The organism is Achromobacter pulmonis (genome assembly GCF_002885955.2).
Classification (GTDB): Bacteria; Pseudomonadota; Gammaproteobacteria; order Burkholderiales; family Burkholderiaceae_B; genus Achromobacter; species Achromobacter pulmonis_A.
In genome coordinates, this window is sequence record NZ_POQS01000001.1 from 1,219,021 (window position 1) to 1,233,501 (window position 14,481).

Below are 14,481 nucleotides of genomic sequence, written 5' to 3' on the forward strand. Positions count from 1 at the left end.
ATTGCCGGCGAAAGCCGGCATTTTTTTGGACTCCTGGAACCGGGCCTACTTGCGCCGGCGCCTGGGCTTTTCCGTCGAGGGGTCCCAGGTACCGGCCAGCTGGGCCAGGTAACGTTCGTCGTTCTTGTCGAGCCAACCCTTGGCGCGGGCGGATTCGATCAGTTCGGGCCGGCGCGCCGCGGTCAGGGCGAGCGAGCGCTCGCGCCGCCAGCGGGCGATATTGGCATGGTGGCCGCTGAGCAGTTCGGCGGGCACCGATGTCCCTTCGTACACCTCGGGACGCGTGTAATGCGGACTGTCCAGCAGACCGGACAGCGTGTCGTTGAAGGAGTCCTGCAGCGCCGAATCGCCGTCGTTGAGCACGCCGGGCAGCAGCCGCACGGCGGCGTCTATCACCGCCAGCGCGGCGATTTCGCCGCCGGACAGCACGAAGTCGCCGAGCGAGATTTCCTGCGTGACGCAGCGGTCGATGAAGCGCTGGTCGACGCCCTCGTAGCGGCCGCAGATGAGGATGATGCCGTCGCCCGCGGCCAGCGCCTCGGCGCCGGCCTGGTCGTAGCGCCGGCCGACCGGGGCCAGCAGGGCCACCGGCGCGGGGCCCAGGCCCTGTTCGGCGCGCGCCTGCTGGGCGGCGTTGACGGCGGCCTCCAGCGGGCCGGCCATCATCACCATGCCCGGGCCGCCGCCATACGGGCGGTCGTCCACGGTGCGGTGCACGTCCTGCGTGAAGTCGCGCGGATTCCAGGCGTGCAGAGACCACCGGCCCTGGGCATGCGCCCGGCCGGTGACGCCCAGGTCGCGCACCACCCCGAACATCTCGGGAAAGAGCGTAACGACGTCGAATCGCATCAGAAATCCGCGGGCCAGTCGCTGTCGATGCGGCGTGCCGCCAGATCGACCACCTGGATGTGCGCGCGCACGAACGGAACGAGCATTTCGGCGGGACGCCCCTTGGCGTCCAGCACGGGTTCGGGCCCGCCGGCCCCGGCCGTCTGGCGCAGGACCTTCAGGACGGCATGGGCGCCGTTGTCCAGCACCTCGTCGACCGTGCCCAGCAATGCGGGCTCGCCGCCGGCGCTGGAATACAGCGCGCAGCCGATCAGGTCGACCCAGTAGTATTCGTCTTCCTCGGGCGCGGGAAAAGCGCCCCGCGGCGCCCGCACGGCGCAGCCGCGCAGGGCTTCGGCCTGGTCGCGGTCGGTGACGCCAGCCAGCTGGGCCACCACGGTGGCTCCCTGCGAACGGGCTTGCACGACCTTGTATGCGACGGGCGCAGACGCGACAGCGCCCCGCGCCAATTCAGGCACAGGGCGAGTCAACCACCATTGAGATGCCGAGCGCAGCACTTCGGCGTTGGCCGAATGCGGCTGCACCTTAACCCAGCCTTTCACACCGTAGGCTGCACTGATGCGGCCCAGCTCGATCAAATCCGTCGGCGCCGCGTTGGAGTTAGCGGCATCAGACATGTATCGCAGTTATGAATGGTAGTTGGATGGCAGTAGCGCTAATGGAGCGCCGGGCAAAGGTTTGGCGACGCGGGCAATCAAGCCGCGGCGGAAACCTTGGCCGAGTAGTCTTTGACCAGACGCTCGACAGCGGGCGACAGTTGGGCGCCGTTGCTGGTCCAGTGCTGCACGCGATCCAGCGCGATGCGCAGGTTTTCCGTGCCTTCGCTGGCCACGGGGTTGTAAAAACCCACGCGCTCGATGAAACGGCCATCGCGACGGTTACGCGAATCGGTGGCCACCAGGTTGTAAAACGGACGCTTCTTGGACCCACCGCGGGCCAGGCGAATCACCACCATAGGTAATCCCTTGAATTAGTTGTGAAAAACGGGAAATTCTAGCACTTAACCGAGCCAGGTGGCAAATGGAAGTGCGGGAATCTTGCATAGCGGCGGGATTTGTATCCTAAAACACCACATCCATGTATTCTACAAAAACGGGCCGGAACCTGCCGCCGTCCCAAGTGTAGCCGCCCGGCCGCGCTTGTGTCTGTGGCCAGCGCCCATCTTAGTGCGTTTCAACGTCAGTGCGTTTGCAAAAAACCCGGTGGAGATCGGTTTTATGTGTTCGTACGCAAGATCCCGCGCTTTGCCCCTCCCGGCCGCCATTCGGCGCCATTCCCGCATGCCAGACCAGCCGTTCTCCTGAGGGCGGGCTTCCCGCCCCCTCGCCTTTGCTCGTCCCTGCGTTTCCCCCCAACTTCCTCCATTCGAAGGGTGCAACATCATGAAGAACCAGAAATCCGTGTTCACTCCCGTCGCGCGCCTGGCCCTGACTGGCCTGCTGGCCGGTGCGCTGGCCATGCCGCTTGCGGCCTCGGCCCAGATGATCGGCGCCGCCCTGACCACCGCCACGGGCAAGGTCACGGCCGTCGATCCCGCCACCCGGACCATCACGCTGCAAGGCGAGAACGGCAATACGGTGAACATCCAGGCCGGCCCCAACATCCGCAACTTCAAGCAGATCAAGCCCGGCGACACGCTGACGCTCGACTACTACGAATCGGTGGCGGTGGCGGTGCGTCCGGCGGGCTCGGGTGCGCCCGAAGTCGTGACGGAAACGGCGTCCAACCGCAGCGCCAAGGGCGCCATGCCCGCCGGCGCTGCCGGCCGCCAGACCACCATCACGGCCGAGATCTGGCACATCAACAAGAGCGCCAACCTGGTGACGCTGAAAGGCCCGCAAGGCGGCATGCGCACGATCCAGGTGCGCGACCCCGCCCTGCAGCAGCGGCTGCAGCAGCTCAAGGAAGGCGATCTGGTGGACTTCACGATCACCCAGGCGGTCGCCGCCGCCGTGCGCAGGTAGCGTCGGCGCATTAAAAAACCGGGCCCGCTGCGAAGGCGGGCCCGGTTTTTTTTGGGCGGCCGGTTCAGCGGCGGCGCAGGAAATGCACGCCGCGGCCGTCGACCTCCTGCTGCGCGACCAGCGTATTGCCGGTCTGGCGGGCGAAGGCCTGGAAGTCACGGATCGCGTTGCGGTCCGTGGTGATGACGCGCAGCACCTCGCCGCTGGCCATCTGCGCCAGGGCCTTCTTGGCGCGCAGGATGGGCAAGGGGCAGTTCAGGCCGCTGGCGTCGACCTCGTGCTCGAAGGATGGCGTTTGCGCGCCGGTATCGGGCTCGCTCATTACAGACGCTCTTCGACCCACTTCTGCACGCTGGCGATGGCCGCGGGCAAGGCGTTGATGTCGGAGCCGCCGCCCATGGCCATGTCGGGGCGGCCGCCGCCCTTGCCGCCCACCTGCGCCGCCACGAAGCCGACCAGGTCGCCGGCCTTGACGCGGCCGGTCAGGTCGGCGGTGACGCCACCCACCACGCTGATCTTGCCGTCGGCCGCGCCCGTGGCCAGCAGCACCACGGCCGGCTTGAGGCGATCCTTCAGGTTGTCGACCATGCCGCGCAGGGCCTTGGGGTCCACGTCGGCGATGCTGGCCGCCAGGACCTTGACGCCCTTGACCTCGACCGCGGCGCTGGAGGCCAGGTCGTTGCCCGCGCTGGCGGCGAGCTTGCTGCGCGATTGCTCCAGATCCTTTTCCAGCGCCTTGACCTGGTCCTGCACCTGCGCGATGCGCGCCGGCAGGTCGGCCGGGGTGGCGCGCAGCATGCCGGAGATCTGCGTCAGCAGCGCGTTCTGGTTCTGGACCCAGGCCAGCGCGTTGTCGCCGGTGATGGCCTCGACGCGGCGCACGCCCGCGGCCACGCCGCCTTCGGAAATGATCTTGAACAGGCCGATGTCGCCGGTGCGGCTGACATGGGTGCCGCCGCACAGTTCGCGCGAGAAGCCGATGTCGAGCACGCGGACGGTGTCGCCGTATTTTTCGCCGAACAGCGCCATGGCGCCGCCCTTGACGGCCTCGTCATAGCCCATGACCTGCGCCACCGTGGGCTGGTTGGCGAGGATTTCGGCGTTGACGATGGCTTCGACGCGGGCGATCTGCTCGGCCGTCAGCGGCGCGTCCTGGGCGAAGTCGAAACGGGTCTTGTCCGGGTCGACCAGCGAGCCGCGCTGCTGCACGTGGGCGCCCAGCACCTGGCGCAGGGCCTTGTGCATCAGGTGGGTGGCGGAGTGGTTGCGCACCGTGCGGGCGCGGCGCACCGCGTCCACGCGCGCCAGCAGCGTGTCGCCTACCGACAGGCTGCCCGACTCCAGCGTGCCGTGATGGCCGAACACGCCGGACTGGATCTTCAGGGTGTCGGCGACGGCGAAACGCACGCCGTCGGCCTCCAGCAGGCCGGTGTCGCCCACCTGGCCGCCGGACTCGGCGTAGAACGGCGTGGCGTCCAGCACCACGACCGCGTTCTGGCCGGCCTGGACCTGCTGCACCTGGGTGCCGTCGACGTACAGGGCCGTGACCTTGACGTCGTCGAGTTCGAGCTTTTCATAGCCTTCGAAGCGCGTATCGGCGCCTTCGTAGCTCAGGCCTTCGGCCATCTTGAACTTGCCGGCGGCGCGCGCCTGGTCGCGCTGGCGCTCCATGGCGACTTCGAAGCCGGCCATGTCCACGTCGACTTCGCGCTCGCGGCAGATGTCGGCGGTCAGGTCCACCGGGAAGCCGTAGGTGTCGTACAGGGTGAACAGCGTGGTGCCGTCCAGCTGGCCGCCCTTGGGCACGTTGGCCAGGGCGGCGTCCAGGATGCGCATGCCGTGTTCCAGGGTCTCGCCGAAACGCTCTTCTTCCTGCTTGAGCACCTGCGCCACGCGCTCGGCGGTGGCGGCCAGTTCGGGATAGGCCTCGCCCATCTCGGCGACCAGGTCCGGCACCAGGCGGTGGAAGAACGGCTTGGTCTGGCCCAGCTTGTAGCCGTGGCGCAGCGCGCGCCGGACGATGCGGCGCAGCACGTAGCCGCGGCCTTCGTTGCTGGGAATCACGCCGTCGACGATCAGGAACGAGCAGGCGCGGATATGGTCGGCGATGACCTTCAGCGAGTTGTCTTCCAGGTTCTTGACGCCGGTTTCGCGCGCGGCGGCGGCGATCAGGTGCTGGAACAGGTCGATTTCGTAGTTGGAATGCACGCCTTGCAGCACGGCGGCGATGCGCTCCAGGCCCATGCCGGTATCGACACAGGGGCGCGGCAGGCGCGGCATGTTGCCGGCGGCGTCGCGCTCGAACTGCATGAACACCAGGTTCCAGATCTCGATGTAGCGGTCGCCGTCTTCCTCGGGCGATCCCGGGGGGCCGCCCCAGATCTCGGGGCCGTGGTCGTAGAAGATTTCCGAGCACGGGCCGCAGGGGCCGGTGTCGGCCATCTGCCAGAAGTTGTCCGACGCGTAGCGCGCGCCCTTGTTGTCGCCGATGCGGATGATGCGCTCGGCCGGCACGCCGACTTCCTTGGCCCAGATGTCATAGGCCTCGTCGTCTTCCTGGTACACGGTGACCCAGAGCTTCTCGGCCGGCAGCTTGTAGACCTGGGTCAGCAGTTCCCAGGCGTACTGGATGGCGTCGCGCTTGAAGTAGTCGCCAAAGCTGAAATTGCCCAGCATTTCGAAGAACGTATGGTGGCGGGCGGTGTAGCCCACGTTCTCCAGGTCATTGTGCTTGCCGCCGGCGCGCACGCTGCGCTGCGACGAGGTGGCGCGCGTATAGGACCGCGATTCCTTGCCCGTGAAGACGTCCTTGAACTGGACCATGCCCGAGTTGGTGAAGAGCAAAGTCGGGTCGTTGCCAGGGACGAGCGACGACGAAGGGACGATGGTGTGTCCCTTGGACTTGAAAAATTGCAGGAACTGCTGGCGAATCTCGGAGGATTTCATCGTGGATGAAGCAGGATTTAGGCGAATTTTTGATTATAGAGGGTTGGCGGCCAGGATGAGCGCCAGGCGACGGCCCCGGCGTCAGCGCACGCAGACGTAGCCGGTGGTCCAGCCCTCCGTTTCGGTCCATTTGCCGCCCGCGGACACGATGACCCCATGGTAGCCCGCCGGGCAGGAGCAGGCGCCGGTGCGCGGATTGGCCGTGGACACGCCCGTGTAATGGCGGCAGCCCAGCGGGTAGTTCGTGCTGTAGGCCCCGCCGAAGCCGCCGCTGGCCGGCCGCCAGACATTGGATTGGCAGGTCAGCAGATCGCCCCGCCCCGAATTGGCCATGGTGCCGACGGCGACGTCGCAATACTGCCCTTCTTCGGCCCGCGACCGCAGGGTCAGGTAGCCGTTGACCACGGCCGAATTGGCCACGCTCAGATGCCCTTGCAGCATGGGGTCGCGAGTGTCGCCGATGCGCACGTAGCGGTCCAGGTCGGGCTGGGCGGCCTGCGGCCCCTCCCCCGCCCACAGCGCCAGGGTGCCGGGCGCGTGGGCCGGCGCGCCGGGAGCCGGCGGGTTGGCGAAATTGAAGGCCGCCCCGCGCAGCCGTCCCGGGGTGTCGGGCCATACCGCGCCGCCATAGCCGCCCGCGGCCTCGATGACGGCCGCCATGCCGACCGGATCGGGCGCTTGCGTGCCTTTCTTGAACAAAGGCCGTGCGCTGTAGACCAGCCCGTCCAGCCGGCATGGCGCTTTCGGGCAGCCCGGGCTGCGCACGATGCGCAGGCGCACGCCGAATCCCAGGGCCGAGCGCGCCGGAAAAGCAGCGGGCAGGAATCCGGCCGCCTGCAGTTCGCCCAGCGTGGGAGCCAGGGGCCTGGCGAACAGCGGCGCGCCCTGCGGGCTGCGCGGCGGCTTGCCCTGGACCAGGGCGTCGAAGTGGCGCGACAGCGCCTGCGCCAGCGCCAGCCTGACCTGGGTGAGCCAGACCCCGGTGGCGCGCGCCGCCGCGTCTTCGATCCGCTGGACCTGCCGGTTGGAGGCCCAGATCGCCGCCATCGCGCCCAGGGCCAGCGCCAGCGCCAGGCCCGGCAGCGAGAATCCGCGCTGCCTGCCGCCGGAATGCGCGCTCCGCGTCATCTGGCGGTGAACACGAAGGTGTTGACGTCGCCCGGGCTGCACTGCGCCTGGGCCTGCGCCGCCCGGTAGGGGATGGCTGGCGTGGCCAGCGAGTCCTTGACCACCCGCATGCCGCCCTTGCCGCCGATGGAGATGATTTCGGACATGCGCTGCAGCACCGAAGCCAGCGCCGGGCATGCCGCGTGGCTGACGTTGGTCAGCGTGATGGAAAACGCCGACCCCGGCTGCGGACTGCCGGCCGCGACCGCCGCCACCCGGACCACGCCGTTCGCGCCCTGGCCGCTGCCGCCCAGGCCATGCACGATGCGCGCCCCGCTGCCCGAGCCCTCCACCGACAGGACGCTGGAATCGCGCAAGGCGTTGGCCATGGCGCCGGTGTCCAGGCCCGCATACGGCGCCACGCCGCTTCCCAGCCCGTTGATCTTCACGCTGGCGATGAAGCGCTGCAGTTCCTGGCCCACCTTGGGCACCTTGTTCTCGATGACGTAGGCGCCTATGGCCGGAATGCCGACGATGGCGATCAACAGCACGATGGCGGTGGCGATGGACACCTCCATCAGCGAAAAGCCGCGCTGCCGCACCGGGCTGGAAGGGAATTCACGGAAAAGCCGCATGCTGGTCTCCTGGATGGGATGAAGCGCCGGCGCCCCTAGCGGCCGGCATAGAAATTGGTCAGCGCCTGCCGCAGTTCGTCGATCGCGCCGTAGTGCCACAGCGTGATGCCCAGCACGGCCGCCACCGACGAGATCAGCAGCATCCAGCGCAGCGCCTGCGCCTGGCGGCGCACGCGCGCGAGCAGGCGCTGCTCCACGCGCCGGCGCGCGCGCGCCAGCCCCGCCTCCATGCCCAGGGCGTCGATCATGTCGGCCAGATACCACCAGGCGTCCGCCTCCAGCAGGCCGGTGCCGAATATCTCCGCGCCGGCCAGGCCGGCGTCTATCCGGCCCAGCATGTCCAGCAGATGCGCGTGCAGCCAGGGCGGCGCGTCGCGCGTCTGGACGGCCAGGGCGCGCCGCAGGCGCGTGTCGGCGGCGCCGTGCTGCCGGATCAGCACGGCCAGCAGCGACAGAAAGCGGATGGCCTGGAAATCGCGGTAGAGCCGCCAGATCAGCCAGCGGTCCAGCCGCGCCCGCAGCGGCCCGGTCAGGTTCGGCAGCGACCACAGGCTCAGCGCCGCCAGCCCGAACACCAGCACCAGCCACAGCGCCAGCCAGGTCCGCAGGCCTTGGGCGAATGCGAACAGGGCGCGGGTCAGGCCGGGGTAGTCCTCGGCCGGCACGGTCTGGAACACGTGCTGCAGCTGCGGCACGCTGAAAAACGGAATCGCGCACAGCATGGCAAAAGCCACGCCGGCCGCCGCCACGCCGGCCGCGGCGGTGGACGCCAGCGCCAGCCACGCGTCCGCGGCCAGCCGCAGGGCGCGCGCCAGGTCGCGCAATGCGGCCGGCAGATCACCGCCCTCGTCCTGCACGCAGGCGAGCAGCAGGCATTCGCTGGCCGGCAGCGTGTCCGACCAGGCCGCACCCAGGTCGCCGCCGGCCTCCTGATAGGCGCTCGCCCAATACGCCGACAAGCGGCCGCGCACCGAATCCTGGCCATGCCGGCGCGCGTCGTCTTCGAAGATGTCGCGCAGGCTCTTGCGGCCCTGCGTGCCCTCGACCAGGTCGGCCAGGTACTCGTAGTAGTCTGCGCGACGGGGGCGAAAGCGCGCGGCGTCCAGGCGCAGCAGCCACGCGCGGACAGCCGGCCAGCCCCAGGCCTGGGCGTTCATGCGCCCTCCCCGGCATCCGCCTGCCGCATGGCCGCGTCCAGGTCGAAGCGGCGCGGCAGCGCGCGCGGATCGATTTCCCCCAGGTTGACCCGGTACAGGGCGCTGTGCAGCGCCTGCGCGCCCCGCGTGGCCTGTTTCAGGCCGAGGTTGTCGCGCGTGCGCACGCATTCGAGGAATCCCTCCATGCGCTCCGGTTCGATCATTTCGGCGGCGACGCAGCGGCCGGCGATGCCGTTCAGTTCGGGCAGATCGGCACGCCGGCAATCGGCGCAGCCGGCGGCGTTGCGCACGCGCAGCGCGCCGGGGTCGAGCTGAAACGCGGCGGCGATCCGCGCCATCCAGGCCCGGCTGTCGGCGCCGGCCGCGTCGCCTGCCGTCCACAGGCTGTCGGCCGGCAACGCGCAGCGGTCGCACAGGCGCGGAAGCAGGGTCTGGTAGACCAGCAGCTTGAGGATGCCGGGCGTGGCCAGGAAATCGCGCGACACGCCGATCGCCGCCGAGGCCAGGCGTTCGGGAATCATGGCGGCGCTACCCGCATGGGTCGTGGTGTAGAGGCTGGCGCCGGAGCCGGCCAGGTCCATGAAGGCCCGGCCGGTGTCGAGGTCGCGGATTTCGCCGATGAGCAGATCGTTCATCGCGCAGCGCTTGACGGTCTTGAGCTTGGCCTCGAACGCCGGCCACGCGGACTGGTCCAGCGCCCCGCCCAGCGTGTTCTGCAGCGCGTTGCCGATGAGGTATTCCACCGGATCTTCGAGCGTGATGACCTTGCGGGCCGGCGCGATGCCGCGCATCAGCGCGGCGATGGTGGTGGACTTGCCGGAGCCGACCACGCCGGCCAGCACGATGGCGCCGCCCTCGCGTTCGCGGGCGCGCTCCAGGGTCCGCACCTGGTCCGGCAGGTAGCCCAGCGCCTGCAGGTCGCCGGCGACGGTCGCGTCCGGACGCAGGATGCGCAGGCAGACCGACGGCCCGGCGTCGGTGGCCAGCGAGGCCCAGCGCAGCATGATGGGCGTGCCGTCCACGTCCAGCGCGATGCGGCCCTGCTGTTCCAGCGCGGCGTCGAACACCGCGCCGTTGCCGCCCCTGACGTCCATCCACGCCACGGCCAGCACCTCCAGCAGGGTCGCGTTCGACAGGCCGGCATAGCGCCCGGCGGCGACGTACTCGCCGCCTATGGTGTAGCGGATCTCGCAGGCCTCGCGGCGCCGGTCGACGTTGATGTGCACGTCGCTCGCCCCCTGCGCCACGCCCCAGCGCACGATGTCCAGGAACAGCGCCGCCAGCGCCGAGACGCGCGCCTGCTGCTGCGCCCCGTCCCGGGCCAGGCCGGGCACCGTAAGCTGCCCGCGGGCCACCATCAGGAGCAGCGGAGCCGGCAGCCGATAGCGCGGCACCTGCGCCTGCCGGTATCCCCGCGCCCGGACCATGCGTTCGATTTCGTCGATCTGGTCGCCCAGCAGGTAGTCTTTCACCGCGAACACGGCGACCTCGCCGTTGGCCAGCAGCACCGGGCACAAGCGGCCGGACAGCGCGGCCAGGTCGAATTCGCGCCCCAGCGCGCGCACGAACGCCGGCGTCATGCGGGCGATGTCTTCCGGCGTCTGCAGCGCCGGCGCGCGATCCGCCGGCCCCGCGGGGAACAAGGGAACGGGCTTCATGGCAGGCTCCGGCCCAGGTCCAGGCAGGCGGTGCGTTCGAGGCCGTCGCGGCGCAGCCGCACGCAGGCGTCCTCGATGGCCAGCAGGCGATAGGCGCCGGCCACGGCGGCGCCCGCGACGGGCGCGCCGCGGCCGGCCTGGTAGCGCAGCACCGCGCCGTTGACGTCGAGATCCACGCGCAGGCGGCGCGCGGTGCCGTAGATGGCCAGCACCCGGATGTCGTCGTCGGCCCGGACGGCGGGCGCGGCCGCAGGGGCCGCCGGCGTCTGGTCCGCGCCCGCCGGGCAGCGGCCCGGCACGCTGCAATCCGCCAGCGCGGCCGCGGCTTCCGCGCGCAGCAGCATGCGCACGGTTTCCGCTTCCGGCCAGGCCTGCGGTTCGGCGGCCGGCGGCGGCTCGGCGCGCGCGCATGGCGCCAGCGAGATTGCCAGCGCGGTTGCCGCCGTGACGCCGTAAAGCAGCCGCGGCGCGGGCTTGCGGTCCGCCCTAATCCTGTTCATAGAGTTCTCCGTGCAATTCGGCGACGAGCGTGCTGGCGGCCAGCGCGGGACGCGGCTGCGGCTGGATTTCCAGCGCCAGGCGCGACCAGCGCGCCGTCGAAATCGTGTCGGGCAGCAGCGCCAGCGAACGCAACGGCCCGCGCAAGACCAGCGTCCGATGGCGGACGGCCCGCCCTGGCGGCGCGGCGGCGGCCGGCGCGGACAGCGGCAGCGCCGCAGGCGCGGCCAGGACGACGGCCGAAAATGCCGGCAGCAGGCGCTGCAAGGCCGTGACCAGTTGGGTATCGACCTGCTCGCCGGTGGGCAGCGGCAAGTCGGACAGCCATACCGGCCTGGACGCCAGCCGCCAGGACAGCGTGGCCGCCTCCATGGGCTGGAACGACAGGTCCCAGCCGGCCGGCCGCGACGCATGCAGCGCCTGGTTGGTAGCGTAGGCATGGGTGCGGACGTAGGATGCCGAACATGCCCAGCGCTGCGGCTGCGCCAGGCACTGCGCGCGCGTCAACGCCCAGCCCCGGACCTGGATGGGCAGCCTGCCCACACTGGCCAGCAGGCGGGCGAGTTCGGAAGGACGATGGGCCGCCGTGGTCTGCAGCAGCGCGAGGACGGGATCTTGCAGAGCCGCTGCGTCTTCGGCCGCGTCGTCCGCGGCGGCGAACAGCGCGGACCCTTGCGCCTGCAAGGCGTTCCACAGCGGCGGCGCCGCGCCCGCCAGCCCGGCGCAGGCCAGGAACAGCCGCAACGCCAGCGGCAGTTCGGCCCAGCGGCTGGGCAGCGCGTTCAGCCGGGAAGCGGGGTCCCCTGCCTGCTGCAGGGCCGCCCAGACGGCGTCGGCCTGGCGCGCAGGCAAGGCGGGACGCTGCGCCAGCAGTTGTTGCTGCTCGCGCAAGGCCTCGTCCCGCGACGCGTACACCCGGTCGGTCTGCGACAGCACGGTGCCGCGCTGGGCCGCCACCAACCAATGGGCGCCGTTGGGCAGCGGCACCACGCAGTGCCCGCCGTCGGGATACAGCAAGGCGAAAAGCTGCGCGGCGGCGTGCACCGGCGCGCGGCTGGCGCGCCAGCCGCCTTGCCGCGGCGGCTTCAAGCGGCCGTACCCGGCCATGGCGGCGGGCGCGCCGCCCACGACGTAGTGGCTGGCCCGCAGCCGCCGCCCGCGTGAGCGCGCCAGCGCCGGCGTGTTGGAGCCGATCAGCGCGAACCAGCGCAGGCCGAACGCCAGCGTCCGCCCGGACCCGGGGCAGGCAAGCAGCAGCGTGGGCGTGTTGCCGTCCATGCCTAGTAGCCCTCTTCCACCTGGGCCGTCACCAGCACCAGCGTGGTGGTGCGCGCCGACGCGGCGCTGTCCTGGCCGCCGGCCAGCAGCGGCGCGCCGGGCGCGAGCCGGCGGCGCTCGTGTTCGTCCTGGCTGCGGTCGAAGCCGGACACGATGATGGGCTGGCCCGGGCGCAGTTCGATCTGCTGCACGGTGCCGTTGCCGTCCACGGTGATCTGCTGCACCTGGACCTGGTTGCCGCGCTCGCCGAAGCTGACGGTCTTCAGGGGCTGCGCGACCGCGTTGTCGTAGGCCAGCGACAGCAGGATCTGGCCGTCCTCCTGGATGTCGGGCAGCAGCGTCAGGAACGAGCCTACCGTTTCTTCCTTCTGGCTGATGGAGACGGCCGGCAGCGTGCTGGCGCCGCCGCCCGACGCGGGGCCGGAAACCGCGGTGCTCTGCACCCGGTCTATGTAGGAGAAAGTGGTCCTGACCGCATGGGTGACGGGCCGGCGGTTCAGGGTCAGCACCGGGACCTTGGTGTGCCGCACGACGGCGCCGACGGCGCTGAGCGCGGAGACGATGGCCTGCGATCCCTGGAACGGCCCCCTGCCCGAGCTTGCCGTCAGCGCGCCGTCGCCGCCGCCCGGCAGCGCCAGGCGCAAGCTGGCGCCGGCCGCGGCATAGACGGCATTCCAGTCGATGCCGCCGGCCGCCGTATCGTTGGCGGTGACGGTGATTTCCTCGAACAGCAGGCGGACCCGGCGCGTCAAGGCCTTGTTCTCGCGCTCCAGGTAGCGGGCGACGCGCTCCAGCGCTTCGGGCGTGTCGGTGACGACGATGGTGGTGGCGCCCTCCACGGCCTCGGCCACCACGCCCGAGCGGGTCAACAGCGGCAGGATGTTGGCGCGCAGAATGGCCAGCGCGTCGTGCTCGCCGGCCGACAGCGTGGTGTTGGACGCGCTGGCGAAGCCCTCGCCTTCGGCGCGGCCGGCGCGTCCCAGGCGGATGTCGACCTTGCTGGCCAGCGACAGCGCGCGCACGTCGAAGACGCGGCTCTCGGTGCGATAGAACTCCAGCGCGTTGCGCGCGTAGCGCCAGTGCACGGAATAGCGCGCGGCCAGCGCATCGAGCAGGTCGGCCAGCGCCTGCCCGCCCGCGCGCACTTCGAGGCGGGCGGGCGCGGCCACCGCCAGCGCGCCGTTGGCGGCCAGGCGCGGCAGGAACAGCGCGAGCGGCAGCAAGGCGTCGGGCTGCACCCGCACCGCGATGCCGGTCGCGGCGGTCAGGCGCTGCGCCACGGCGGGCAGGTCGGCGTCGTCGGCCAGCATCAGCGTGGTGCGCACGTTTTCGCGCAGGGCCGGCGGCAGCGATACTTCGCGCGCCAGGGGCTGGGGCTTGCCGGCCAGCCACGGCGCGGCGACCTCCTGCGCGGCCAGGCGCGCCGCCGGGTCCGACAGGCCGTCGGCGAATGCCTGCTGGCGGGCGGCGACGCCGGCCTGGCGCGCGCCGGCCGCCTGCCCCTGGTCCAGGGCGCGCTGCGATATCGCGCAGCCGCCCAGCGCCGCCAGCAGCAGAACCGTTGGCCAGGCGCGCCTCATGCCGCGGCCCCGCCCGGCGCCGCCGTGCGCGTGCAAGACTGCGCCAGCGGCACGACGCGCAGCACCTTGTTGCCGTAGAAGCAGGGCTGCAGCGGTTTCTCGGCGAGTTCGGTGGCGCCCAGCAGCTGGCGCACGGCGGATTTGAAGTCGCCCGAGAATTCGGCCGTGGCCGACAGCGGAATGTCCACGTCCACCGCCCAGTGCTGCGGCTGGAAGATCCATCCGGCGCTGCCGGCCCAGCGCGCCAGCACGGCGCGCAGCGTGGCGTCGGGTGGGCCGGCGCGGTAGCGTACGGCCGGCTCCTGCGGCTGTTGCGGCTTGGCCCCGGCGCCGACCGTGTCCATGGGCTGTGCGCTGGCGAGCGCAGCTTCAGGCGCGGCGCTCACGGGCGCGGTTTCGACGGGTTGCGCGAGCGGCGCGGGCATGGCCTGGGCGCGCTGCGCCCGCGCCGCCAGCCGCCCGCCACGGAACGACAGGCTGGTCCAGGCGCCGTTCAGCACTACATAGGGGTCGCGCCGGGAATATGGCAGCGCGCGTTCGCCGTCGAGGCCGACGCCGAAGATCGCCGGCAGCGGCTGGCCGGGCGCGAAGTGCAGCCAGGTTTCGCGGCCGTCGTCGAACACCTGCATGGGCGCCACCGCCGGGTCGCCGGACAATTGCCAATCAAAGCGAAAGCCTTGTTCGGCCGGCCGCGCCGCCAACCAGGACGAGACAGCCGCGTCCCGCGCGGGCCTTGTGCAGGCCGCCAGGCAGGACAGGCCCGCCGCGATGAGAAAGAGTCGGAAGAATCGAACCATGCCAGTCCGCCA

The 14,481-nt window shown here is 70.9% G+C and carries 14 protein-coding genes; 1 reads left to right on the top strand and 13 read right to left on the bottom strand.

What is annotated here, in order from left to right:
- Positions 1-45: 45 nt before the first annotated feature.
- The 3 genes from trmD to rpsP form a co-directional block, all read right to left on the bottom strand.
- Positions 46-849 (bottom strand): tRNA (guanosine(37)-N1)-methyltransferase TrmD, encoded by an 804-nt coding sequence (trmD, locus tag C1I89_RS05605; RefSeq protein WP_102771736.1) that lies wholly within the window; start codon positions 847-849, stop codon positions 46-48.
- Positions 849-1,466 (bottom strand): ribosome maturation factor RimM, encoded by a 618-nt coding sequence (rimM, locus tag C1I89_RS05610; protein ID WP_102771737.1) that lies wholly within the window; start codon positions 1,464-1,466, stop codon positions 849-851. Before rimM ends, trmD begins: the two co-directional genes overlap by 1 nt.
- 77 nt (positions 1,467-1,543) lie before the next feature.
- Positions 1,544-1,804 (bottom strand): 30S ribosomal protein S16, encoded by a 261-nt coding sequence (gene rpsP / locus C1I89_RS05615; RefSeq protein ID WP_043541446.1) that lies wholly within the window; start codon positions 1,802-1,804, stop codon positions 1,544-1,546.
- Between the two features lie 427 nt (positions 1,805-2,231).
- On the opposite strand from rpsP, the gene C1I89_RS05620 reads away from it, so the two are divergent.
- Entirely contained in the window at positions 2,232-2,813 is a 582-nt protein-coding gene (locus C1I89_RS05620) for a hypothetical protein (RefSeq protein WP_102771738.1), read from the top strand.
- Positions 2,814-2,877: 64 nt separating this feature from the next.
- On the opposite strand, the gene C1I89_RS05625 is transcribed toward C1I89_RS05620, so the two are convergent.
- The 10 genes from C1I89_RS05625 to C1I89_RS05670 form a co-directional block, all read right to left on the bottom strand.
- Entirely contained in the window at positions 2,878-3,135 is a 258-nt protein-coding gene (locus tag C1I89_RS05625) for a sulfurtransferase TusA family protein (protein ID WP_102771739.1), read from the bottom strand.
- On the bottom strand, positions 3,135-5,759 hold the full coding sequence (alaS, locus tag C1I89_RS05630; RefSeq protein WP_102771740.1) for an alanine--tRNA ligase: 2,625 nt from the start codon (positions 5,757-5,759) through the stop codon (positions 3,135-3,137). The genes C1I89_RS05625 and alaS overlap by 1 nt, the downstream gene beginning before the upstream one ends.
- Positions 5,760-5,840: 81 nt before the next feature.
- Positions 5,841-6,887 carry a prepilin gene (locus tag C1I89_RS05635; RefSeq protein WP_102771741.1) on the bottom strand — a complete coding sequence of 349 codons (1,047 nt, stop codon included), beginning with the start codon at positions 6,885-6,887 and terminating at the stop codon, positions 5,841-5,843.
- Positions 6,884-7,501 (bottom strand): type 4 pilus major pilin, encoded by a 618-nt coding sequence (locus C1I89_RS05640; protein WP_102771742.1) that lies wholly within the window; start codon positions 7,499-7,501, stop codon positions 6,884-6,886. Before C1I89_RS05640 ends, C1I89_RS05635 begins: the two co-directional genes overlap by 4 nt.
- A gap of 35 nt (positions 7,502-7,536) precedes the next feature.
- Positions 7,537-8,658, bottom strand: a complete 1,122-nt coding sequence (locus C1I89_RS05645; protein WP_102771743.1) for a general secretion pathway protein — start codon at positions 8,656-8,658, stop codon at positions 7,537-7,539.
- A complete protein-coding gene (locus C1I89_RS05650; RefSeq protein ID WP_102771744.1) occupies positions 8,655-10,316 on the bottom strand; it encodes an ATPase, T2SS/T4P/T4SS family in 1,662 nt (553 codons plus the stop codon). The genes C1I89_RS05645 and C1I89_RS05650 overlap by 4 nt, the downstream gene beginning before the upstream one ends.
- The gene (locus C1I89_RS05655) at positions 10,313-10,816 is read right to left on the bottom strand and encodes a hypothetical protein (RefSeq protein ID WP_102771745.1); all 504 of its coding nucleotides are present in this window, start codon (positions 10,814-10,816) and stop codon (positions 10,313-10,315) included. Before C1I89_RS05655 ends, C1I89_RS05650 begins: the two co-directional genes overlap by 4 nt.
- Entirely contained in the window at positions 10,803-12,092 is a 1,290-nt protein-coding gene (locus tag C1I89_RS05660) for a type 4b pilus protein PilO2 (protein ID WP_102771746.1), read from the bottom strand. The genes C1I89_RS05655 and C1I89_RS05660 overlap by 14 nt, the downstream gene beginning before the upstream one ends.
- Before the next feature lie 2 nt (positions 12,093-12,094).
- Positions 12,095-13,672, bottom strand: coding sequence for a hypothetical protein (locus C1I89_RS05665; protein WP_102771883.1), 1,578 nt, complete (start codon positions 13,670-13,672; stop codon positions 12,095-12,097).
- The gene (locus C1I89_RS05670; RefSeq protein WP_102771747.1) at positions 13,669-14,469 is read right to left on the bottom strand and encodes a TcpQ domain-containing protein; all 801 of its coding nucleotides are present in this window, start codon (positions 14,467-14,469) and stop codon (positions 13,669-13,671) included. The genes C1I89_RS05665 and C1I89_RS05670 overlap by 4 nt, the downstream gene beginning before the upstream one ends.
- Between the last annotated feature and the right edge of the window lie 12 nt (positions 14,470-14,481).

What these genes read in the sequence shown, in the direction of transcription:
- trmD (WP_102771736.1), bottom strand. Translation starts at nt 849, where the DNA reads ATGCGATTCGACGTCGTTACGCTCTTTCCCGAGATGTTCGGGGTGGTG.
- rimM (WP_102771737.1), bottom strand. Translation starts at nt 1,466, where the DNA reads ATGTCTGATGCCGCTAACTCCAACGCGGCGCCGACGGATTTGATCGAG.
- rpsP (WP_043541446.1), bottom strand. Translation starts at nt 1,804, where the DNA reads ATGGTGGTGATTCGCCTGGCCCGCGGTGGGTCCAAGAAGCGTCCGTTT.
- C1I89_RS05620 (WP_102771738.1), top strand. Translation starts at nt 2,232, where the DNA reads ATGAAGAACCAGAAATCCGTGTTCACTCCCGTCGCGCGCCTGGCCCTG.
- C1I89_RS05625 (WP_102771739.1), bottom strand. Translation starts at nt 3,135, where the DNA reads ATGAGCGAGCCCGATACCGGCGCGCAAACGCCATCCTTCGAGCACGAG.
- alaS (WP_102771740.1), bottom strand. Translation starts at nt 5,759, where the DNA reads ATGAAATCCTCCGAGATTCGCCAGCAGTTCCTGCAATTTTTCAAGTCC.
- C1I89_RS05635 (WP_102771741.1), bottom strand. Translation starts at nt 6,887, where the DNA reads ATGACGCGGAGCGCGCATTCCGGCGGCAGGCAGCGCGGATTCTCGCTG.
- C1I89_RS05640 (WP_102771742.1), bottom strand. Translation starts at nt 7,501, where the DNA reads ATGCGGCTTTTCCGTGAATTCCCTTCCAGCCCGGTGCGGCAGCGCGGC.
- C1I89_RS05645 (WP_102771743.1), bottom strand. Translation starts at nt 8,658, where the DNA reads ATGAACGCCCAGGCCTGGGGCTGGCCGGCTGTCCGCGCGTGGCTGCTG.
- C1I89_RS05650 (WP_102771744.1), bottom strand. Translation starts at nt 10,316, where the DNA reads ATGAAGCCCGTTCCCTTGTTCCCCGCGGGGCCGGCGGATCGCGCGCCG.
- C1I89_RS05655 (WP_102771745.1), bottom strand. Translation starts at nt 10,816, where the DNA reads ATGAACAGGATTAGGGCGGACCGCAAGCCCGCGCCGCGGCTGCTTTAC.
- C1I89_RS05660 (WP_102771746.1), bottom strand. Translation starts at nt 12,092, where the DNA reads ATGGACGGCAACACGCCCACGCTGCTGCTTGCCTGCCCCGGGTCCGGG.
- C1I89_RS05665 (WP_102771883.1), bottom strand. Translation starts at nt 13,672, where the DNA reads ATGAGGCGCGCCTGGCCAACGGTTCTGCTGCTGGCGGCGCTGGGCGGC.
- C1I89_RS05670 (WP_102771747.1), bottom strand. Translation starts at nt 14,469, where the DNA reads ATGGTTCGATTCTTCCGACTCTTTCTCATCGCGGCGGGCCTGTCCTGC.